The organism is Micromonospora sp. NPDC049089, assembly GCF_040648775.1.
Classification (GTDB): Bacteria; Actinomycetota; Actinomycetes; order Mycobacteriales; family Micromonosporaceae; genus Micromonospora.
Map to the genome: position 1 here is coordinate 18,153 of NZ_JBEZEH010000036.1, position 21,400 is coordinate 39,552.

A 21,400-nucleotide genomic window follows, 5' to 3' on the forward strand; every position below is an offset into this window, starting at 1 on the left:
GCGTCGGTCGGGTCGGGGTGGGTCAGGCGGTGAAGCGGCCGCCGTGGCGTCGGGCGAGCAGGTAGCAGCCCGCACCGGTGACGAGCAGCAGGGCGCCGATGCCGGCGATCACAGTGGTGGGGGTGCCGGTAATGGGCAGCGAACCGCCACCACCGCCGCCATCGCCATCACCGTCATCATCACCGTGGCCACCGCCGCTCTGGGCCGCGTTGACCACTATGGTCGCCTTGTCATTGGCCGGTTTGATGTCGTCCTCGAAACTGTCGCCGGGGGGGCACTCGCACGGTGCGTTGACCCGCACCGCACCCCGGGCGTTGGCGATGACCTTGTCGATGCGTAACCGGAACTTCATGGTGTAGGTCTGCCCCGCCACCAGCAGCATCTCCGAGGCGCACTGGTACGTGCGAGTGCCCGGCCGCAACTGGCAGGTGTCGGGGGTCTCGACGGCGGTGGTGCCCGGTGGCAACTCGACGACGGTGTGGGTGGCGGCCTCGTAGTCCGCATTCGTTCGGTCGAGCGTCGCCGGGCCGTTGTTCCGGAAGCCGACGGTGGCCGTGACGACGGCGCCGGCCGTCCCCTTGAGCGTGGCGCCGATCGCCGCGAGGTCAGTGCCGTTCGTGCCGGTGGCCTTGATGGTCCACCCGGTGTAGTCGTTGCCGGGGCCGACGTCGGTCTGGGCGGCCTGCCGCATCCTGCCGGGCGCCTCGGTCAGAGTCAGTTTCGGACCGCTGCCGGGGGTGGCCGTCCGGGCGCCGACGGCCGCCCGTACCCGGGTCAGGTCCTCGAAGTCGGCAACGGTCATGAATTGGGCGTAGCCGGACTGGTTGGTCGGCGCGTAGGTGTCAGTGGCGAGTTCGAGGTTCAGCGTGGTGGCCAGGCCGGTGCCCACCGGAATGTCCTCGTCGAACTGGCAGGAGACCAGGTGGTCGTCGGCGTAGCGGCAGTTGCTGAACCGGTCCTTGGCGCGGATCGAGTAGCTGAAATCGAAGACCGCGACGAATCCGCTGACGGCCTTGTCGCCGGCGTTCGCCACGACCAGCGGCACTGTCAGCTTTCCACCCGGCTTCGAGGAGAAGTCGGTGAACGGCCCGCCGGCCAGGTCGACCCCCTCGCCGACCCGTACGCGGGAGGTGTAGCTGCCGCGCCGGCCGCCGGCGGCCTCGTAACTGACCGCGACGTCCCCGGAGTCACCGAGCTGCGCACCCTCGGTGAGGGCAATGCGAACCTGCTTTGCCGCGTTGCGGTAGATCCCGCTGCCCAGCGGCGGCATCTCGTAGAGGGTGACATCGGCGGGCTCCGTGCAGACGAGAATGCCCGGCTCCGGCGCGGTGCACTTCTGGCCTTCGGCGGGGGTCACGGTGATCTTGGAGGCCAGGGAGCGATAGTCGTACCGCACGGAGACGTCCTTGAGGACCGTCGGCTCGTCGGCGTACAGGAACAGGGCCCGGGTGGTCGGCGTCGCGCCGACGGCCAGGGTGGTGTCCTGGAAGTAGGGCTCGATTGTGGCCGCAGCGACGGCGGGGGTGGCGGAGGCGGCGATCAACGCGCCTGCGGCGCCGAGGCCGGTCAGCCAGCGGAGCGAGTGCTTGAACATGGGGGTCCTCCCGTGGGGGTACAGGTGGCGCTCGTCCAACCTAGGGACGCCCGGACCCCTCCGGTAACCCCTTCGGATCGACATTTGTCTAATGACCCGAACGGCTGAACACCCCTGTCGCAACGGGCAGCCGACCCGCGGCGGAATCAGCGGTAGTCGTCCTCGTCCCCGGTGACCACCCGGGCCTGCTCCATCGCGTCCCAGTCGTCGACCTCCAGGCCACGGTGCGGCTCACCGTCAACGTCGGTCGGGCCGGCGACAGTGGCCTGCTCGACCGCGTCCGCCGGGTGCGCCTCGGGGTCGCGTTCGTCGGGCGCGAGGTGGTCACCGGGGGTGAAGTCCTCGTCGGGCTGACCCATCGTCCCTCCCGGGGGTCTCGGGGCACGGTTCCCACCCACCGTACGGGCTGGGCCGGCGCGCCGCCCGGAAGCCGAGTAGGCGGAATCGGCCCTCGGCGACGCGACCCGATGCCAGGATGGTGCCGTGGGCTTCCTCATCAGACTGGCGATCACCGCGGTCGCGTTGTGGATTACCACGCTGATAGTGCCCGGGGTCGACGTGCATGGCCGCTCGGGTGGCAACACCGTCCTCACCCTGATCGTGGTGGCTCTGATCTTCGGCGTGATCAACGCGGTGCTCAAGCCGGTGATCCGGGTCGTCGGTTGTGTGTTCTACCTGCTGACCCTGGGCCTGTTCGCGCTGGTGGTCAACGCGTTGCTGTTCCTGCTCACCGACCGGATCGCCCGCGGGCTCGACCTGCCGTTCCAGGTGGACGGATTCTGGCCGGCGTTCTGGGGAGCCATCGTGATGACGGTGGTGACCTGGTTGATCAGCGTCATCGTGCCGGACAACCTGGACCGCCGGTGAACGACCAGCACCGGGTCGGTTGTTCCGGCGCACCTCACCTACGGGATACTTCCGGGCGGAGGACAGCGCGGTCCGGCGCACAAATGAAGAACAGCGGCCAGCACGGCCGAGAGTGGTAAGTAAGGAGCACATCACATGCCCATCGCTTCCCCCGAGGCTTACGCGGAGATGCTGGACCGCGCCAAGGCTGGCCGGTTCGCGTACCCCGCGATCAACGTGACCTCCTCCCAGACGCTGAACGCGGCGCTCAAGGGCTTCGCCGACGCGGAGAGCGACGGCATCATCCAGGTCTCCACCGGTGGCGCCGAATACCTCTCCGGTCCCTCGATCAAGGACATGGTCACCGGCGCGGTGGCGTTCGCCGCGTACGCGCACGAGGTCGCCAAGAAGTACTCGGTGAACATCGCCCTGCACACCGACCACTGCCCGAAGGACAAGCTGGACGGGTTCGTGCGTCCGCTGATGGGCATCTCGCAGGAGCGGGTGAAGCGCGGCGAGGAGCCGCTGTACCAGTCGCACATGTGGGACGGCTCGGCAGTGCCGGTCGCGGAGAACCTCGAGATCGCCGCGCAGCTGCTCGACGAGGCCGCCAAGGCCAAGATCGTCCTTGAGATCGAGGTCGGTGTCGTCGGTGGCGAGGAGGACGGCGTCGAGAACGCCATCAACGACAAGCTCTACACCACCACCGATGACGGCCTGGCCATGGTCGAGGCGCTCGGCCTCGGCGAGAAGGGCCGCTACATGGCGGCGCTGACCTTCGGCAACGTGCACGGCGTCTACAAGCCGGGCAACGTCAAGCTGCGTCCGGAGATCCTCAAGCAGATCCAGGACGCCGTCGGCGCCAAGTACGGCAAGGACAAGCCGCTCAGCCTGGTCTTCCACGGCGGCTCGGGCTCCCTGCTGAGCGAGATCCGCGAGGCTCTGGACTACGGCGTGGTGAAGATGAACATCGACACCGACACTCAGTACGCCTTCACCCGCCCCGTCGTGGACCACATGCTCCGCAACTACGACGGCGTGCTGAAGATCGACGGCGAGGTCGGCAACAAGAAGCAGTACGACCCGCGCGCCTGGGGCAAGGCCGCCGAGGCCGGTCTGGCCGCCCGGGTCGTCGAGGCCTGCGAGCACCTGCGCTCGACCGGCACCACGATGACCAAGTAACGACGTCCCGCCCGACGGCCGGCTCCCCGCACTGGGAGTCGGCCGTCGCCGTCGGGCCGTCAGGTCGTCAGCAGGCGTACGGCCTCGCGAACGTCGTCGGTGAGGTGGATCGTCGACGACAGGTCACCGAACGGGGACGCCGCCAGCAGCGGACGCAACAGCGCCTCCACCGGCAACTCCTCGGTCCAGTAGGCGCGGTCCAGGAAGATGTACGCCCCGCTGGCGCCGTCGGTGCCGTAGTAGGTCTTGGTGGCCGCCTGGAACACCTCCTGCACCGTGCCCGCCCGCCCCGGCGCGAAGACGATGCCGCCCCGGGCGAGGCGCAGGATGGTGTCCTCCCGGATCGCGTTCGAGAAGTACTTCGCGATCCGCCCGGCGAACAGGTTCGCCGGCTCGTGCCCGTACAGCCAGGTCGGAATGGCCAGACCACCCGCACGCGCCCAGCCCAGCTCGTCGCCACGTTGCCGGGGCACCCCCGCGTACCGCTGCCGGACCGTCAGCGCCGTGGCCGTGTACCGGTGGTGGTCGGTGAAGTCGGGGGCGGTGGCCAGCAGGTCGATCGCGGCCGTCACATCGGTCTCCGGCCGGTCCGCCAGGTAGGCGCCGAGGTTCGCGGCCTCCATCACACCCGGGCCGCCGCCGGTCACCACCAGCCGGTCGGCCCGCGCCAGCTCCCAACCCAGCACGGCCGCCATCCGGTACGCGGGACTGCCGCGCCGCACCGCGTGCCCGCCCATGATGCCCACCACCGACTGCGGCCCGAACGCGGTCAGCCAGACCCGGGTGGCGTCGGCCAGCGCGTTGTCCACGCCGTGATCGTGCAGCCGTTGACCCAGCGCCTCCTTGACGTCCGGCAACGCGCCGCCGTGCGCCCGGTAGTGGTCGTACACCCGGGTGTCGTACATCCCGGTGAACCCGCCCTCGGCGAACCCGGCGGCCAGGTCGTCCGGGGTGTAGAGGTGCGTCGGCTGGGTCGGGTACGGCAACCCGGAGAACGGCGGCACCACGTTCGCGCCCCGCCGGACCAGGTCGGCACCCACGTCCCGGGACGCGAACAGGCAACCGACGAAGAGGGTGCCGGCGACGTCGACGCCGGTCAGGTCGGGCACCGGCGCGAGGTCGAGCCGCAGGCCCTGAACGGTCAGCCCGGCCAGCCCACCGGTGGCCAGCTGCTGATCGAACTCGGCCCGGGTCTGGATCTCGCCGGCATGCAGGTGCGGCTCGATGACGTCCGCGGGAGGTGGGGTCGGCACCGGGCCATCCTGCCCCTCCGCCGGGGCCGGCCAAACCTCGGGCCGGGGGTGGAACCGACAGGAGCCCGATGGTCGTGGCCACCGGGCTCCTGCATTACCGGTTCCTGGGGAGGCTCCGGACCATTATTTGTAGTGGAAAACACCAGGCAGCGGCATAGGCCGCAGGCGTGACCAACTCCTCAGCCGTTCAGCGGGACACGTCGGCCGACCCGCTCGCGTGTCGCCCTGTCCAGCGGGTTGAATGGGGCGATGCAGAACCTTTTGCCAGAGCCACCGGCCACCCGCCTGCCCGCGAACGTCGAGGCCGACGCCGCCCTGGCCGCCGCCGACGAGGCCGGCACCGATGAGGCGTACGCCAACGTGGCGGCCGGCTTCCCGACCTACAGCGCGGCCTGGGCGGAGCTCGCGGCGCGGGCGTTCGCGCAGGGCCAAGTGGTGACGGCGTACGCGTACGCCCGCACCGGCTACCACCGGGGCCTCGACCAGCTGCGCCGCAGTGGTTGGAAGGGGCACGGCCCGGTGCCGTGGTCACACGAGCCCAACCAGGGCTTCCTCCGCTGCCTCTACGTGCTGTCCCGTGCCGCCGACGAGATCGGCGAGGCCGACGAGGCGGCCCGCTGTGCCCAGTTCCTGCGCGACTGCGACCCGGAAGCGGCGGACGCGCTGGCGAGCAACTGACCCCTGCCCCGACGGCCGGCCCCCCGCCCGGCCCGGCGGCGGCGGGGGGCCGCGGCGGGGCCCACCCCCTCCCCCGCCCCCCGCCGGGCGCCCCGCGCGGGGGCCGGCCGTCGGCGGGTCACAGCCCTTCGGCGACCGCGGCGGCGATCTTCAGCCAGGCGTCCCGGGTGGCCGAGGAGAGCCCGCCGTACCGGATCGGCTCGCCGCTGTCGATGAGCCGCTCGTACGGGGCCAGCAGCACCGCACGGGTGCGGGCCGCGAAGTGCTCCTGGATGGCCGGCAGGTCGATCTCCTTGCGGGACGGTGGCATCGACACCACCGTCACGGCCTGGCGCACCAGTCGTTGCCGGCCGCTCTGCTCCAGGTGGTCGAGCATCCGGGCGGCGGTCTCGGCGGAGTCGTTACGGGCCGACATGGTGACCACCAACTGGTCGGTGGCGTCCATCGACGCCTGCCAGTTCTGCGCCCGGACGTTGTTCCCGGTGTCCACGAAGATCAACTTGTAGAACCGGCTGACCACCTCTCGAATCTCGGCGAACGCGGCAGCCGTCAACATCTCGCCACCGGTGGCCGACTCATCCGAGGCCAGGACGTCGAACATCCCCTCGCCCTGCGAGCGGACGTACTGCGACAGGTCCCCGACCCGCCCGTGCGCACCCTGGAACTGCCCGAGGTCACGCAGCATGTCCCGCACCGTGCGGGAGTGGAAGTCCTGTTGGGCGCGCATCCCGAGCGTGCCCTGGGTCTCGTTGTTGTCCCAGGCCAGCACGTAGCCGCCGCGCTTCTGACCGAACGTCATCGCGAGCAGCAGGATGGCCACCGTCTTACCGGCGCCGCCCTTCGGGTTGACGACGGTCACCTGCCGCAGACCGCCGAAGTTGCGGCGCACCATCTCGATGTCCCGCTTGAGCTCCTGCTCGTGCCGCCCCGGAGAGAGCCGGAGCAGGCCCATCTTGTTGACCACCGCGCGTACACCCATGGTCGCCACCGGATCGGCGGGTCGAACCTGGCGGCGTCGGGCGAAATCCTCGGCGGTCGGTGCGGCTGTGGTGTCCGGTGTCCAGCTCGCGTCCGGGTACGCGGTCGCGTCCGGATACGCGGGGGCCGGGACCCGGGTCACCCCGTCGGCCTCCTGGTACGGCTGCCCGGGCGTGCCGCCAGGCGAGCCCTGCTGCCAGGGCGGTGGGTGCCAGCCCGGCGAGGGTGGGAACGGCCCGGGCGGTGGGGTCGCCGGCCCAGCCTGCCCAGGAGCGTGCTGCGGTGCGGCAAGGCCGTGCGGTGGGTTGCTGAACTGCGTCACGTCGGGCGGTGGCGGAATCTGCGCCGGGCCGACCTGGCCGGGGATGAACGGCTGCCCTGGGTGTGCCTGCGCGGGACCGGCGTGCGGAACGACCGGAGGCGGAGGCGGAACCGGAGGTGTCGCGCCGGCCTCGTCCGGGGCGGGCGCGGTTGTTCCAGCCGGGCGTTGCGGCGGGTACGCCCAAGGGGACTCGGCAATCGGCCGCACCGGCCCGTCAGGGGACCCGTCCGCACCGGCCCCGCCGGCCTGTTGCGCCGGGCCGGGCTGTGGCGCCGGCCCACCAGCCTGCGGCGCGGCCCCGTCGGGCTGCGGTGTCGGCCCGGCAGTCTGTGGTGCCGGCCCGCCAGCCTGGGGCATGGGCACACCAGGCTGTGGTGCCGACCTGGCCGCCGCGAAGGCTGCGGCCGAGGGGTCTGCCGGCGCGGGGCCGGCGGCCGTCGGGCTGTCGGCGGCATGCGGGCTGTCGGTGGCGTTCGGGCTGGCAGCGGACGCGGTGGCCGCCGGAATGGGCGAGCCGGTGGCGGCGGCCGAGGTGGAGCGGTCGGCGGGTGCCGATGCGGCGGGGCGGTCGGCGGCGGCGGTCGGGTTATCCAGGGTGAACGGCAGGTTCAGGTCGACGCCGCCCGGGGTGACCGGCACGGCGGTGGTGCTCGGTGTCGCGGCGGCAGCCGGGACGCCGGGGCCGGCTGGCCCGCCGTTGCCCCCGGGGCCGGTTGTCGGCGGCGTCGGCCGGGCAGCGGTCGCTGGCGGAGCGGCCGGGTCTGCCTGTGGTGGCGCAGCGGCCGGGTCCGTCGGCGGCGGCCAACTTGGCTGCGCCGGCGCCCAACCAGACCCGACACCGGACGGGCCGCTGGCCCCCCACCCCCCAGGCGCCGGTACGGCGCCGGAGAGCGACGGGTAGTCCGACGGCGAGGGCGGCGACTGGGTCGCAGCGCCGGGCTGGCCGGGAACCGGCGGTCGCCCGATCGGCGGCGCGGCCACCGGTGGCGTGACCGGATGTGTGACCGGCGACGGCCCACCCCGCTGCTCGGCGACAGCAGCCCACGGCGGCACCGCGCCCCGGTCGCCCGGATCTGGCGGCCAGAGTGGTTCGACGTCCCGCTCCGGCACCGGCTGCTGGCCGGGCACCTGCGCCCGGTCGGCGTTCTCGTCCATTACGGCCCTCCCCAGTCCTCCTGCGAGGATAGGCCCAATCGCCCAACAGGGCCGATCGGCTCAGGCAGGTCGGGCGGTCGGGGCCGAGGTCAGATCGACCAGACCGCCCAGGCGCCCGGCTCGACCCACCAGGAACGCTTACGGGTCAGCTCGCTCTCGACGCCATCGTCGAGGTACGGCACCCTGCCCTCCCTGGGCAGCACCGACACCGCCCGCCCACGGGCCCGCCGAACTTCGAGGCGTACCCGCTTGCGCCCCCACGCCGAGCGGACGACCACCGGCACGGCCACCGCGACCTCGACCTGGCCGTCGGCCGGGTCCGGTGCGGTCAGCAGCGTCACGTCGTTGAGCGTCGCGTACCCGCCGGCGTTCCCCACCGCGCAGGCCAGCAGCGGTTCCGAACCGTCGGTGAGGATGGTGTCGTCGACCTCCACCCGGGCGCGCCAGTGCAGCGGCCGGCCGGCGTCGTCGGCTGCGCCGAGGAGCGCGCCGTCCAGGGTCACCGAGCCACCGTCGTTGCGGAGCAGATCCAACCGGCGCGGTGTGCCGTCCAGCACCGCAGCGGCCACCGCCGCCGGGTCACGGGGCAGCCCGAGCTGCGCGGCCAGGTCCCGGTGGGTGCCGCCACGGGCCGGGTCGAGCGGGAGTACGGCCACCGGCGGCAGGTCGGGCAGGGTCCGGTTGCCGGGCAGGTCCGCCGGGCGCTTGCTCGGCGCCGGGGCGTACCGCTTGACCAGCCGGCGCAGCACGGCGCGCAACTGCCCGTCGCTCGCCGTGGCGATGACCAGCCGGGTCTTGCTGTCCGGGTCCGGCCAGGTGAGGCCGTCCGGGCGGGCTGGGCCGTCGAACCGGGCCAGCACCGCGTCGATCTCGGCGTCGGAGCGGGCGGTGACCGTCTCCACCCGGGCGCCCCGGGCGTTCAGCGCGTCGGCGCACGCCAGCACGGGCACCCGCGGCCGCTCCGTCGCGCACTGCCCGGTGTCGGTCTGGCCGCTGCCGGTGGCGGCCTGGCTCGTCGGGCCGGTGTCGGCCCCGGTCGCGCCGCCGCAGCAGGCCCCGCCGCTGCCGCAGCCCCCGGGAGCGTCCCGCTCCGAACCAAGGGTGAGCAGCACCACGTCGTACACGGAAGGAGCCTCCTGCTGCCTCTCGACGCGACCCCTGCCGGCCACGCCGTCACTACTTGTTAACCTGACACCCCGGGCTCGCCGAGCGGTCGCCACCTGGCACCCGAGCCTTCTGGAGGCGGAAAAGATGCCAGCGATCGTGCTCATCGGCGCTCAGTGGGGCGACGAGGGCAAGGGCAAGGTTACCGACCTGCTGGGTGAGCGGGTCGACTACGTCGTGCGCTACTCCGGCGGCAACAACGCCGGGCACACGGTGATCACCCCGGACGGCCAGAAGTACGCGCTGCACCTGATGCCGTCCGGCGCGCTCTCACCGAACGCGATGATCGTCATCGGCAACGGTGTGGTGGTCGACCCGAAGGTGCTGCTCGCCGAGATCGACGGCCTGGCGGAGCGCGGCGTCGACGTGTCCCGCCTGCGGATCTCCGGTGACGCTCACCTGATCATGCCGCACCACCGGGCGCTGGACCGGGTCATCGAGCGCTACCTCGGCTCGTCCCGGATCGGCACCACCGGCCGCGGCATCGGCCCGGCGTACGGCGACAAGGTCGCCCGGATCGGCATCCGCCTCCAGGACCTGCTCGACCCGGGCATCCTGCGCAAGAAACTGGAACTCGCGCTGCGCGAGAAGAACCAGATCCTCTTCAAGGTCTACAACCGCAAGGCGATCGACGTCGACGCGACAGTCGAGGAGTACCTGGCGTACGCGGAGCGGCTCAAGCCGTACATCGCGGAGACCCGGGCGATGCTCTGGGACGCCCTGGACCGGGGCGAGACGGTGCTGCTGGAAGGCGCCCAGGCCACCATGCTCGACATGGACCACGGCACCTACCCCTTCGTGACCTCGTCCAACCCGACCGCCGGTGGCGCCTGCGTGGGCGCGGGCATCCCGCCGACCGCGATCAACAAGGTCATCGCGGTGAGCAAGGCGTACACCACCCGGGTGGGTGCCGGGCCGTTCCCGACCGAGCTGTTCGACGCCAACGGCGACCACCTGCGCAAGATCGGCGCTGAGTACGGCACCACCACCGGGCGGGAGCGCCGGTGCGGCTGGTTCGACGCGGTCGTCGCCCGGTACGCCTGCCGCCTCAACGGCGTCACCGACCTGGTCATCACCAAGCTGGACGTGCTCACCGGCCTGCCCAAGGTGCCGATCTGCGTCGGCTACGAGATCAATGGCGTCCGGGTCGACGACATGCCGATGAGCCAGACGGACTTCCACCACGCAAAGCCCGTCTTCGAGGAACTCGATGGCTGGTGGGAGGACATCACCAAGGCACGCACCATCGACGACCTCCCGGAGAACGCCCGCCGCTACATCGCGAGGGTCGAAGAACTCTGCAACACGAGGGTGAGCGTCGTAGGCGTAGGCCCAGGCCGAGAAGAAAACGTGGTCCTCCACCCCCTCCTCCCCTAACCCCACCCTCACCTTCGTGTTGATCATGAAGTTATTGCCATCACCGTCGGCGTGTCGAGGCAATAACTTCATGATCAACCAGTTCTGAGAGCCTGGTTGTCCACAGGGGTGGAGGGGTTGTCCACAGGGGGATGTTTCGGGTTTCGGGTTGGGCCAGGGTGGCCGGGTGGATGCCTTGGATGTGGTGCGGCAGGTTGCGGCCGTGCGGGACGGAGTTGTAACGCTCAGGCAGGCACGTGCGGCTGGCCTGACGACGCATGAGGTGCAGCGGCTTTGTCGGGCTGGACGCTGGCGGGTCGTGGCGCGTGGCGCCTACCTGGTGGACGCTGACCGGTACGACGGCGTTCCTCGAGCGGCGCGGATCAGAGCTGCGGTGGCCTCCTTCGGGCCAGCCGCAGCCGCTGTGCTCGCAACGGCTGCGGAGCTGCACGGGCTGGCCGGTCTGCGGGCCACCGACGTGATCGACCTGTCGGTGCCAGGCCCGATCGCCAGGCCGGCCCGGCTTGCCCACCCGGAGGTGGTGGTCCATCAGTTGGTCATTCAGCCCGACCAACTTGTCCGGGTGAACGGAATCACCGCCACGGAACCGCTGCGGACCCTTGCCGACGTGAGCCTTCGGGTTGATCGTCTTTCGGCGGTGAGTGTGCTGGATTCGGCACTGAATCGTCGGCTCGTAACCACCGATGATCTGCTCGCCATTCCGCGCCTCGTTCGAGGACGACGCGGTGCGGTCGTGGCGCGTGGCTACCTCAGCGAGGTCGATGGGCGTGCGCAGTCCCCGTTGGAGACGCGGACCCGGCTGCGCTGCGTGGACGGGAAAGTGCCACCGGACGCACTGCAACTTGAGGTACGCGATGAGGACGGCTACCTGTTGGGGATCGGGGATCTCGGCTGGCGTGGCCCTCGCGTCATCGCCGAGGCCGACGGCCGCGGTCCTCACGGTGCCCCGGAGGCCGTCTACGCCGATCGCCGTCGCCAGAACCGTCTCGTCAACGCCGGCTGGACCGTCCTCCGATTCACCTGGCAGGACACCCTCCACCCCACCTACATCCCGCACACGGTCCGCCAAGCAATCGCCGCTGCCCGACACCGTCGATCATGAAGTTGTTGCCACGACACGCCGCGGCGGAGGGCAATAACTTCATGATCAACGGTGGGGTAAGGGGGGACAGTAGGATCTCGGGCGTGCGGGTTCTCTTGGTGGGTGGTGGCGGGCGCGAGCACGCGCTTGCGCTCGGGTTGGTGGCGGATCCGCAGGTTTCTGCGGTTGTCGCGGCGCCGGGTAATCCGGGGATCGCGGGCGTGGCTGAGCTGCGAGCGGTCACTGCGACAGATCCGGCCGCGGTGGCGGCGTTGGCCGTGGATGTTGCGGCTGACCTGGTGGTGGTCGGGCCCGAGGCTCCACTGGTCGCCGGGGTCGCCGATGCGGTACGCGCCAAGGGCATCGCCGTGTTCGGTCCATCCGGTGCGGCCGCGCAACTGGAGGGCTCCAAGGCGTTCGCCAAGGACGTGATGACCGCCGCCGGCGTGCCGACCGCCCGCGCGTACGTCTGCGCGGACGAGGAGAGCACCGCCCGGGCGCTTGACGAGTTCGGCGCGCCGTACGTGGTGAAGGACGACGGGCTGGCCGCCGGCAAGGGCGTGGTGGTGACCGACGACCGGGCCGCCGCGTTGGCGCACGCCAACGAATGCGGACGTGTCGTGGTCGAGGAGTTCCTCGACGGCCCGGAGGTCAGCCTCTTCGTGGTCACCGACGGCGAGGCGGCGCTGCCGTTGGTGCCGGCACAGGACTTCAAGCGGCTCGGCGACGGCGACACCGGGCCGAACACCGGTGGCATGGGGGCGTACGCGCCGCTGGCCTGGGCGCCGTCCGGTCTGGTCGACGACGTGATGCGCGATGTGGTCCACCCGACGCTCGCGGAGATGCGTCGCCGGGGCACCCCGTTCTCCGGCCTGCTGTACGTCGGGCTCGCGATCACCGCCGCCGGCCCTCGGGTGATCGAGTTCAATGCGCGCTTCGGCGACCCGGAGACCCAGGTGGTGCTCGCGCTGCTGGAGACTCCGCTGGGCGGGCTGCTGCACGCGGCGGCCACCGGCTCGTTGGCTGAGCACCCGCCGCTGCGGTGGCGGGACGGCAGCGCCGTGACGGTGGTGCTCGCCTCGGCGGGTTATCCGGCAGCGCCGCGTACCGGCGACGTGATCACCGGTGCGGACCGACCGGGCATCATCCACGCGGGCACCGCCCGCCGGGCCAGCGACGGCGCGTTGCTCTCCGCCGGCGGCCGGGTCCTCTGCGGTACGGCCACCGGCGCCGATCTGGCAGCCGCGCGGGACGCCGCGTACGCGCTGGTGGACGGCGTGGAGCTGGCCGGGTCGCAGCACCGCACCGACATCGCCACCGCCGCGATCGAGGATCGGATCACGATTCCCGGCTGAACTCGGGCAACCCCCGGCAGTGACATCCAGGCAACCGTCGGCAGCGCCGCCGTCAGCCGTAGTAGCGGCGCAGCTCTCGGGTGAGCACCTTGCCGGTGGCGTTGCGGGGTAGGTACTTCACGAGGATCACGTCCCGGGGGACGCTGAACCGGGCGAGGAAGTGCCGGACGTACTCGCGGACCGCCTCGGGGTCGAGGGTCTCGCCGGGGTGCAGGGCGAGGAACGCGGAGAGGCGCTGGCCGTACTCGGGGTCGGGCACGCCGATCACTGCCGCCTCGCGGACCTGTGGCAGTTGCGCGAGCAGGTCCTCCACCTCGGACGGGAAGACGTTCTCGCCGCCAGAGACGATCATGTCGTCGGCCCGGCCGTCGACGAAGAGCAGCCCGTCGGCGTTGAGCCGGCCGAGGTCGCCGGTGTCGAGCAGCCCGTCGTGGGTTTCCCGGCTGGCACCTGAGGTGTAGCCCTCGAAGAGCATCTCGTTGCCGACGAAGATCCGCCCGACCCGTCCGTCCGGTACGGGTTGGCCGTCGTCGTCGAGCAGTTCCAGTCGGGTGCCGTGCGGGGGACGACCAGCGGTGGTGGGTGCCTGACGCAGGTCCTGCGGGCCGGCGATGGAGGCCCAGGAGACCTCGGTGGACCCGTAGAGGTTGTAGAGGACGTCTCCGTAGACGTCCATGAACTTCGGGGCCAGTCCGCCGGGCAGGGCGGAGCCGCTGACTGCGACGACAGTGAGCTGGGGGCGCGGGTCCGGCGGGGGCACCTCCAGCAGCCGTTGCACCATCACCGGTACGGCGAAGAGCGCGTCGCAGCGGTGCGTGGTCAGGGCGGCGAGCGTGGCGGACGGGTCGAAGCGGCGGTGCAGCACGATGGTGGCCCGTAGTGCCAGGCAGACCTGGAGGGCGGCGAATCCCCAGGTGTGGAAGATCGGTGCGGCGATCATCACCCGGTTCCGGGCGTGCAGGGGGATGCGGTCGATGATGGACACCAGTGGGCCGAAGCCGCTGGGTGTCGGCCGCCGGGCGCCCTTGGGTGTGCCGGTGGTGCCGGAGGTGAGGACGATGATCCGGCCGTCGCGCTCGGGTGGTTGCAGGTCACCGGGCAGTGCCCCGGCCACGAGTTCCTCGCGGGCGCGTTCGTCTAGCCGGTGCAGCTCGGCGGGGAGGCCGAGGACCCGATCGGCGAACTCGTCGTCGTGCACGAGGAGCCGCAGTCGCTGCTCCTCGGCGACGGTGCCCAGCTGGGCGGCGCTGAGCCCGGTGTTGACCAGTACCGCGTCGACGCCGAGCAGGGTGGCGGCGACGATCGTCTCGATCAGTCCGCTGTGGTTGCGGCAGAGCACGCCGATCCGGTCGCCGGCCTGTACGCCGAGCCCGGCCCGCATCGAGCGGGCCATCCGTTCGGCCCGGTCGAGCAGGTCGTGGTAGGTCAGCTCGACGCCGTCCTCGTCGATGACGGCGGGCCGGCCCGGGTCCCGGGCGGCTGCCTGGCGTAGCTCGCCTGCCAGGCTCCACCCCCACGTGCGCAACGCGTTGAGCTGCGACGCGACCCGGATCGGGCTGCCGGGGGTGAGCAGCCCGCGACGGGTCAGCGTGGTGACGACGAACGGCAGGTCCATGCCGCAGACCTCCTCGGGGTGGTGCGCGGACGGGCGTCGGCCCGCCCCTCCATCAGGGCTTCTTTCCTTGATCATGCACTGGGCGCGGCTGAAGGCCCAGTTCGCGTCGGCGTGGGGTGACAAAGACGGCACAGATCGTGGAGTCCGGGCCGCCGTCGGCCCGCCCCTCGAGGAAGGGCTGGGCCGACGGCGGTCAGCGGATCTGCATCCCGGAGATCGCCCGGGAGATGACCAGTCGTTGGATTTCCGAGGTGCCCTCGAAGATGGTGTAGATCTTGGCGTCCCGGTACCAGCGCTCGACCGGGTGGTCACGCAGGAAGCCGGCTCCGCCGAGTAGTTGCACTGCCTTCTCGGTGACCGACACGGCCACCTCGCCGGCCTTGAGCTTGGACATCGATCCTTCGCCCGCTGTGAACGGGCGGTTGTTGCGGCCCATCCACGAGGCCCGCCAGACCAGCAGCCGCGCGGCGTCGATCTCCATCCGCATGTCGGCCAACGCGAACGCGACCGCCTGGTTCTCGATGATCGGGCGCCCGAACTGGACGCGGTCCTTCGCGTAGTCGAGGGAGTATTCGTAGGCGGCCCGGGCCACGCCGAGCGCCTGGGCGCCGACTGTGGGTCGGGACAGCTCGAACGTGCGCATCGCTGCCTGCCCGGTGGACCGCTGACCGGAGCGGGCACGGTCGAGGCGTTGCAGCAGGGCGTCTCGTCCGCCGAGGAGACAGCGGCCGGGTACGCGTACCCCGTCGAGGAAGACGTCGGCGGTGTGTGACGCGCGGAGGCCGAGTTTGCGCAGCTTGCGGGTGGCGGCCAGGCCGGGGGTGCCGGGCGGTACGACGAACGCCGCCTGACCCCGGGAGCCGAGCGCGGGGTCGACGGAGGCGGTGACCACGTGCACTCCGGCGATGCCGCCGTTCGTGGCGTACGCCTTCTGGCCGGTGAGCACCCACTCGTCGGTGGCCTCGTCGTAGACGGCCCGGGTGCGCATCGCGCCGACGTCGGAGCCGGCTTCCGGCTCGCTGGTGCAGAAGGCGGCGACGGTCGGCGAGTCGACGTCGCCGAAGCACTGCGGCACCCACTCGACCATCTGGTCCGGGGTGCCGGCGCCGTAGATGGCGGCGACGGCGAGCGAGGTGCCGAAGATGCTCATACCGATGCCGGCGTCACCCCAGAAGAGTTCCTCGCTGGCGATCGGAAGGGAGAGCCCGGTCGGGTCGGCCCAGCAGGTGGCGAGGAACTCGAAGCCGTAGAGGCCGACCTTGGCGGCTTCCTGGATCACCGGCCACGGGGTGTCCTCGCGTTCGTCCCACTCGGCGGCGGCCGGGCGCACGACCTCGGCGGCGAAGCCGTGCACCCAGTCGCGTAGATCCCGCTGTTCCTCGTTCAGGTCGAGCGAGAACTCAGCCATGTCAGGCCTTGGGGATGTCGAACAGGTTGGCGATGTTGGCGGCGAGGCCGAGGTCGCCCTTCGCCTTCAACTTGCCGGTCATGAACATCATCACCGGGTTGGCACCACCGGAGACGATCTTCAGGAACTCGACCGGGCCCATGGTGAGGCTGAGCTTCGGGTCGTGCTGCGGGGTCGAGTTCACGACGCAGGTGCCGTCGGCGATGACCACCTCGTAGGTGTCGCTGCCGCCGTCGGGGCGACCGGTGATGATCCAGTGGATGACCGCGTTGGTGGAGCCGGCCCGGTCCGCGCGGAACAGCGACGGCATCCGGCCGAACACCTCGCCCAGGACCTTGTCGCGCATGTCGCCGGACATCACCTGGGCGATCTTGTCGTCCGGGGTGGACTTGACCAGCTGGGCGAACTCCTTGGGGCCCACGTTGGCGAAGGTGGCCGGGTCGAAGTCAGTCATCAGGTGCGCCTTCCGGAAGATTGGCTACTCGCGCGTAACCCTACGCACGAGTAGGTATGCTCGCAAGGTGTCCAGCGTCCCCGCCTTCAAGCGCCTGCCTCGCGCCGTCCGCGAGCAGCAGATGCTCGACGCGGCCGTCAAGGTCTTCTCCCGACGTGGCTTCCACGCCGCCAGCATGGACGAGATCGCCGAGGACGCCGGCATCTCCAAACCCATGGTGTACGCGTACCTCGGCACCAAGGAGGAGCTCTTCGTCGCCTGCCTGCACCGGGAAGGCACCCGGATGATGCAGGCCATCGCCGGGGCGGCGGCCCCCGACCTGCCGGCCGACGAGCGGCTCTGGCGCGGGCTGAGGGCGTTCTTCGGCTTCGTCGGCGCGTACCGGGACGGCTGGGCGGTGCTCTACCGGCAGGCCCGGGGCGAACAGCCGTTCGCCGGCGAGTTGGCCACCATGCGGGCCCGGCTGGTCGAGGTGGTCGCCGGAATGCTCGACCACGCGCTGCGCGCCGAGGGCCGCGAGATCGCCGCCATCGACCTGGAGGTCGTCGCGTACGCCCTGGTCGGCGCGACCGAGTCGTTGGCCGACTGGCTCGCGGACCACCCGGACGCCGACCCGGAGAAGACGGCCACCCGGATGATGAACGTGGCCTGGCTCGGCGCCGCCCAACTGCTGCACGGCGTCACCTGGCGTCCGCCGGCCGTCTGACGGCCCCGGCGGGAAGAGCGTCGGTGCCCGGCTCGCCGGCCCGCGCCGTACGGCGGCGGTTGCGGAGCCAACGGACCACCTCGACGACCACCGTCACCGTCAGGGCGAGGCCCAGACCGAGCAGGAGACCACGCAGCGGGTCCTGCTCGAAGGCGAGCCCTCCGACGTATCCGACCAGCGCGGAGTAGAGCCCCCACGAGCTGGCGGCCAGCGCGTCGAAGGCCAGGAACCGTCGCCGGGGATAGCGCACCGCACCCATGGTGAGGGTGACGGCGGTCCGGCCGCCCGGGATGTAGCGGGCCACGGTGAGGATCAAGCCGCCCCGGGTGGCGATCCCCCGACGGGCCCGGTCGATGGCGGCCCGGCGTCGGCCGTCGGGCGGCAGCCGGTCGAGCAGCCGGGTGCCGCCACCCCGCCCGATGGCGTACGAGACGTGGTCCCCGACCAGCGCCCCGGCTGCGGCCACCAGGATCACCGCCGGCAGGTACGGCGCTCCGGAGGCCGCGAACACCCCTGCGGTGATCACCGCCGTCTCGCTCGGCACCACCGGGAAGAAGCCGTCGAGCACCGCAATCGCGAAGATCGCCAGGTACACCCAGGGCGAGGACATCGTGTCGTGCAGCAGGTCGAGCAGATTCATGATCCTGATGCTGGTCGGGGCGGCGGCTCCCGACATCGGCCAGTGGTCAGGTGGGCGGCACTACTTAGGTAGCGGCCGGCCCGGACTGTGCATCGGGGTCATCCCCCACCTCACCCGGGTACGACGCTGCGGGGCGGCCGGATGCGTCGGCTGGGCCCTAGGCTCGCTGCGTGGCCTCCAGCGCCGTCGCCCTCCGGCGGGTCGTCCATCGGTACGCCCCGCCGCTGCTCGCCGTCCTGGTCGCCGCAGCCGTGTGGGCCAGCGCGACCGGTGACATCGGGGTCCGCTCGCCGCTGCCGAGCCTGGTCGTGCTGCTGATCGCACTGGGCTCGGCGTGGGCCGCCGGCACGGTCCGGACCCGCCGCTGGCCGTTGTTCCTGGCCGCGGCGGTCGGCTGGTTGGTGCTCGCCGCGGCGGCGGCCGGGGTGCTGGCCTCGTACCAGGCGGGTCTGCGGTTGCGAGGTCGCCAACTCGCCGGGTACCTCGCCGGTGCGGCGGGGGTGCTGACCGGCGGGGTGCTGGTCGGGCTGGCGGTGGGTGGCGTACGCCGGATCACCACCGCCAGCACCGGCAACGTGCTGCTGCTCGCCGCCGGCCTGGTGGGGCTTCCGTTGATCTTCGGTCTCTGGGTGCGGGCCCGTCAGGACACGCTCGCCGCTCTCCGGGACCGGGCCGAGCGGCTGGAACGCGAGCAGGAGGCCCGCGCCGACCGGGTCCGTGCCGAGGAGCGGACCCGGATCGCCCGGGAGATGCACGACGTGGTGGCACACCGGGTCTCGTTGATGGTGGTGCACGCGGGGGCGCTGGAGGTGACCGCCGCGGACCCGGCCACCGTCGAGGCCGCCGCGCTGATCCGGACGACCGGCCGGCAGGCGCTCACCGACCTGCGCGAGGTGCTCGGTGTGCTGCGCCAGGCCGACCCGGCCGTGACACCGGAGCGGGGGCTCGACACGTTGGACGAGTTGATCGGGGAGTCCCGTGCCGCCGGGCTGCGGGTGTCCCGGCAGGACGAGGGCGTGCCGACTGCACTTCCGGCGACGCTGGGGCGTACCGCGTACCGGGTGGTCCGTGAGGCGCTGACCAACGTTCGCAAGCACGCGGCCGACGCCGAGACGACCGTCTGCCTGCGCTACCTGCCCGACGGGCTGGAGGTGCTGGTCCGAAACGGCCCGTCCGAGAGCGGGTCGGCGTTGCCGGGTGCCGGGCAGGGGCTGCTCGGGCTGCGCGAGCGGGTGGAGCTGCTCGGCGGCCGGTTGGAGGCAGCTCCCGTGGACGGCGGCTTCCTGGTCCGGGCCCTGATCCCGCTGGTGGGTGCGGCGTGATCCGGGTCGTGGTGGTCGACGACGAGCAGTTGGTTCGGGCCGGGCTGCGGCTGATCCTTGAGGCGGCCGAGGACATCACTGTCGTCGGTGAGGCAGCGGACGGCGCCGGCGCGCTGGAGCAGGCCCAGCGGTTACGCCCCGACGTGGTGCTGCTCGACGTGCGGATGCCGGGCGTCGACGGGCTGACCGTGGCGCCCGACGTGGTCGCCGCCGGCCCGAAGGTGATCATGCTGACCACCTTCGACCTCGACGAGTACGTGCACCGCGCGCTACGGGCCGGCGCGGTCGGCTTCCTGCTGAAGGACACCCCGCCCCGCGAGTTGGCCGCCGCCGTCCGCACGGTGGCCGCCGGGAACGCGATGCTCGCCCCGACGGTGACCCGGCGCCTGATCAGCTCGTTCGCCGAGCGTGGTCCGGCCCGCCGGGACGCGGCCCGTGAGCGGCTCGCACCGCTGACCGAGCGGGAGCTGGTGATCGTCCGGGAGGTGGCGCGCGGACACGGCAACGCGGAGATCGCCCGGCGGCTCACGATGAGCGAGGCCACCGTCAAGGCACACGTCAGCCGGGCGCTCGCGAAACTCCACGCGGGCAACCGGGTGCAGCTGGCCATCCTGGTGTACGACGCCGACCTGCTGTGACGGGTGCGTCCGTCACCGTCGCGCGGCGGCGCGACGGTGTGCTCGACGGCGCAACCAGCGGATCCCCTCCAGCCCGAACGTGACCACCACCGAGAGCCCCACCCCGACCAGCACGCCCTTCACCGGGTCACGTTCGAAGGCCAGCCCGCCGAAGTAGCCGAGCAGCCCGCAGTACAGCGCCCAGGTGATCGCCGCGATGCTGTCGTACAGCAGGAATGACCGGCGGGGATAGCCCACCGCGCCCATGGTGAGTGTGACGGCGGTCCGCCCGCCCGGCACGTACCGGCTGGTGGTCAGGATCATCCCGCCGCGTCGGTCCACCGCCCGCCGGGCCCATTCGGAGCTGGCCCGCCGGCGGCTGCCGTCGGGCAGGCCGGCCAGCCGGCGGGCACCTCCGCCCTTTCCGATGGCGTACGAGATGTGGTCGCCGACCAGCGCGCCCACGGCGGCGCTGACGATCACCAGGGTCAGGCTGGGGTGCCCGCCGCTCGCCGAGAGCACCCCGGCGGTGATCACCGCCGCCTCGCCCGGCACCGCGGGGAAGAACGCGTCGACCGCGGTGAGCCCGAGAATCACCAGGTAGACCCACGGCGACGTGACCGTCCCACGGAGGAGGTCGAGGAGGGCGTCCATTCCCCCATGCTTGCCGGGCGCGACCTGCCCGGTGGGCGAGTCGCCGGATCACAGGCCCTCGGCCCCGAGTTGTCAGTTGGCGCGGACCAGGGCCGGTGGGGCCAGCAGTGGGCCGCACTGGATCTTGTCGTCGGCGGTGGGGCCGTGCGAGGTCAGCACCACCGGTGTGCCCAACTCCGCGCGTACCGCCTCGGCCCAGTCCGCCGGTGGGTCGTCGTACACCGGGCGGGAGCGCAGCAGGCGGGCGGTGAGCGCGGCCTGCCGGTCCAGGTCACCGGGCGGGCCCGGGGTGAGCCGGTCGGTGGTGTCGTAGCGGCGGCAGATCCGCAGGTCGGGGCCGGTCAGGTCGAGGTGGGTCAGGGCCAGGCCGTCGACGCCGCCGGCCGCGGCGAGGGCGTACTGGTGGGCGACCGCGTCGAAGTGGCCGAACCGGAACCGGCCCTGCCACGGGTTCGTGGCGTTGTGCGCGTCGGCGAACGGCAGGCTGGGGTCCTCGGTCACCAGCGGGCCGTGCCCGTGCCGGGTGGTGACGACGCGGAGCACCCCGATCCGGGTCACCTCGCCGGGTCGGCCCGCCTCGGCGAGCAGGCTGTCGACGTTGGCGAACGTCGTGGTGCTCCAGGTGGTGTACGGGTGGAAGCCGTGCCACTCGTCGAGCAGCACCCCCTGCGCGCCCTCGAACACGCAGGTCCCGGTGCGCAGCGCGCCGGCGAGCCAACTGCTGTCGACGATGGCGACCCGGTCGGCGAACCCCGTGTACGCGGGCAGGCAGTCCTCGATCGGTGGCGCGTCCAACGGGCCCAGCTCGGCGGTCAGTCGATCCCGCAGGATGGTCAGCCTGCGGCGCAGCAGTGCCGGGTGGTGGCAGTCGGCGACCCGGGGCGCGTCGTCGGGGTGGGGGGGGGGGGGCGCGGCCGGCGCCCCCCCCCCCCCCCCCCCCCCCGCCCCGCCCGGGCCCCCCCCCGGGGGGCGGGGCGGGGGGCCGCCGGGGGGGGGGCC

The 21,400-nt window shown here is 72.0% G+C and carries 19 protein-coding genes and 1 pseudogene; 9 read left to right on the forward strand and 11 right to left on the reverse strand.

Annotation, left to right across the window (positions count from 1 at the left end):
• Positions 1-22 precede the first annotated feature (22 nt).
• The gene (locus tag AB0B48_RS09295; protein ID WP_357198275.1) at positions 23-1,594 is read right to left on the reverse strand and encodes an LPXTG cell wall anchor domain-containing protein; all 1,572 of its coding nucleotides are present in this window, start codon (positions 1,592-1,594) and stop codon (positions 23-25) included.
• Between the two features lie 146 nt (positions 1,595-1,740).
• The gene (locus AB0B48_RS09300; protein ID WP_357198278.1) at positions 1,741-1,953 is read right to left on the reverse strand and encodes a hypothetical protein; all 213 of its coding nucleotides are present in this window, start codon (positions 1,951-1,953) and stop codon (positions 1,741-1,743) included.
• A 124-nt stretch (positions 1,954-2,077) separates the two neighbouring features.
• Here AB0B48_RS09300 and AB0B48_RS09305 point away from each other — a divergent pair, with 124 nt between their 5' ends.
• Both AB0B48_RS09305 and fbaA read left to right on the forward strand, forming a co-directional pair.
• Entirely contained in the window at positions 2,078-2,461 is a 384-nt protein-coding gene (locus tag AB0B48_RS09305; RefSeq protein WP_030491363.1) for a phage holin family protein, read from the forward strand.
• Between the two features lie 135 nt (positions 2,462-2,596).
• On the forward strand, positions 2,597-3,622 hold the full coding sequence (gene fbaA, locus AB0B48_RS09310; protein WP_355004685.1) for a class II fructose-bisphosphate aldolase: 1,026 nt from the start codon (positions 2,597-2,599) through the stop codon (positions 3,620-3,622).
• A gap of 59 nt (positions 3,623-3,681) precedes the next feature.
• On the opposite strand, the gene AB0B48_RS09315 is transcribed toward fbaA, so the two are convergent.
• Positions 3,682-4,875: a hypothetical protein gene (locus AB0B48_RS09315; protein ID WP_357198283.1), complete on the reverse strand. Its 1,194-nt coding sequence runs from the start codon at positions 4,873-4,875 to the stop codon at positions 3,682-3,684.
• Between the two features lie 249 nt (positions 4,876-5,124).
• Between AB0B48_RS09315 and AB0B48_RS09320 the strand changes: the two genes are divergently transcribed.
• Positions 5,125-5,553: a DUF3151 domain-containing protein gene (locus AB0B48_RS09320; RefSeq protein WP_355004687.1), complete on the forward strand. Its 429-nt coding sequence runs from the start codon at positions 5,125-5,127 to the stop codon at positions 5,551-5,553.
• A gap of 118 nt (positions 5,554-5,671) precedes the next feature.
• On the opposite strand, the gene AB0B48_RS09325 is transcribed toward AB0B48_RS09320, so the two are convergent.
• Entirely contained in the window at positions 5,672-8,008 is a 2,337-nt protein-coding gene (locus AB0B48_RS09325; RefSeq protein ID WP_357198286.1) for a chromosome partitioning protein, read from the reverse strand.
• A gap of 89 nt (positions 8,009-8,097) precedes the next feature.
• A complete protein-coding gene (locus AB0B48_RS09330) occupies positions 8,098-9,132 on the reverse strand; it encodes a diacylglycerol kinase family protein (protein WP_357198289.1) in 1,035 nt (344 codons plus the stop codon).
• Positions 9,133-9,259: 127 nt separating this feature from the next.
• Between AB0B48_RS09330 and AB0B48_RS09335 the strand changes: the two genes are divergently transcribed.
• From AB0B48_RS09335 to purD, 3 genes are all read left to right on the forward strand, one after another.
• The gene (locus AB0B48_RS09335) at positions 9,260-10,549 is read left to right on the forward strand and encodes an adenylosuccinate synthase (RefSeq protein ID WP_355004689.1); all 1,290 of its coding nucleotides are present in this window, start codon (positions 9,260-9,262) and stop codon (positions 10,547-10,549) included.
• 166 nt (positions 10,550-10,715) lie between these two features.
• Positions 10,716-11,651, forward strand: coding sequence for a type IV toxin-antitoxin system AbiEi family antitoxin domain-containing protein (locus tag AB0B48_RS09340; RefSeq protein WP_357198292.1), 936 nt, complete (start codon positions 10,716-10,718; stop codon positions 11,649-11,651).
• 83 nt (positions 11,652-11,734) lie between these two features.
• Complete coding sequence (purD, locus tag AB0B48_RS09345) at positions 11,735-12,985, forward strand: phosphoribosylamine--glycine ligase (RefSeq protein ID WP_357198295.1); 1,251 nt, start codon at positions 11,735-11,737, stop codon at positions 12,983-12,985.
• A 52-nt stretch (positions 12,986-13,037) separates the two neighbouring features.
• Here the strand turns inward: purD and AB0B48_RS09350 are convergent, their stop codons facing one another.
• The 3 genes from AB0B48_RS09350 to AB0B48_RS09360 all read right to left on the reverse strand — a co-directional run bounded on the left by AB0B48_RS09350 (position 13,038) and on the right by AB0B48_RS09360 (position 16,462).
• Positions 13,038-14,600: an AMP-binding protein gene (locus AB0B48_RS09350; protein WP_357198298.1), complete on the reverse strand. Its 1,563-nt coding sequence runs from the start codon at positions 14,598-14,600 to the stop codon at positions 13,038-13,040.
• A gap of 193 nt (positions 14,601-14,793) precedes the next feature.
• Entirely contained in the window at positions 14,794-16,008 is a 1,215-nt protein-coding gene (locus AB0B48_RS09355) for an acyl-CoA dehydrogenase family protein (protein ID WP_355004692.1), read from the reverse strand.
• A gap of 1 nt (position 16,009) precedes the next feature.
• The gene (locus AB0B48_RS09360) at positions 16,010-16,462 is read right to left on the reverse strand and encodes an SCP2 sterol-binding domain-containing protein (RefSeq protein WP_357198303.1); all 453 of its coding nucleotides are present in this window, start codon (positions 16,460-16,462) and stop codon (positions 16,010-16,012) included.
• 67 nt (positions 16,463-16,529) lie between these two features.
• On the opposite strand from AB0B48_RS09360, the gene AB0B48_RS09365 reads away from it, so the two are divergent.
• Positions 16,530-17,168 (forward strand): TetR/AcrR family transcriptional regulator, encoded by a 639-nt coding sequence (locus AB0B48_RS09365; protein ID WP_355004694.1) that lies wholly within the window; start codon positions 16,530-16,532, stop codon positions 17,166-17,168.
• Here the strand turns inward: AB0B48_RS09365 and AB0B48_RS09370 are convergent.
• Complete coding sequence (locus AB0B48_RS09370) at positions 17,143-17,811, reverse strand: DedA family protein (protein ID WP_357198316.1); 669 nt, start codon at positions 17,809-17,811, stop codon at positions 17,143-17,145. The two genes, AB0B48_RS09365 and AB0B48_RS09370, sit on opposite strands and share 26 nt — an antisense overlap.
• Before the next feature lie 167 nt (positions 17,812-17,978).
• Here AB0B48_RS09370 and AB0B48_RS09375 point away from each other — a divergent pair, with 167 nt between their 5' ends.
• Both AB0B48_RS09375 and AB0B48_RS09380 read left to right on the forward strand, forming a co-directional pair.
• Positions 17,979-19,130, forward strand: a complete 1,152-nt coding sequence (locus tag AB0B48_RS09375) for a histidine kinase (protein ID WP_357198307.1) — start codon at positions 17,979-17,981, stop codon at positions 19,128-19,130.
• Positions 19,127-19,768 carry a response regulator transcription factor gene (locus tag AB0B48_RS09380; RefSeq protein WP_357198310.1) on the forward strand — a complete coding sequence of 214 codons (642 nt, stop codon included), beginning with the start codon at positions 19,127-19,129 and terminating at the stop codon, positions 19,766-19,768. The genes AB0B48_RS09375 and AB0B48_RS09380 overlap by 4 nt, the downstream gene beginning before the upstream one ends.
• Positions 19,769-19,780: 12 nt before the next feature.
• On the opposite strand, the gene AB0B48_RS09385 is transcribed toward AB0B48_RS09380, so the two are convergent.
• Both AB0B48_RS09385 and AB0B48_RS09390 read right to left on the reverse strand, forming a co-directional pair.
• Positions 19,781-20,401 carry a DedA family protein gene (locus tag AB0B48_RS09385; RefSeq protein ID WP_357198313.1) on the reverse strand — a complete coding sequence of 207 codons (621 nt, stop codon included), beginning with the start codon at positions 20,399-20,401 and terminating at the stop codon, positions 19,781-19,783.
• A gap of 72 nt (positions 20,402-20,473) precedes the next feature.
• Positions 20,474-21,298: pseudogene (locus tag AB0B48_RS09390) on the reverse strand (adenylosuccinate synthetase); the annotation flags it as partial.
• Positions 21,299-21,400: the final 102 nt, after the last annotated feature.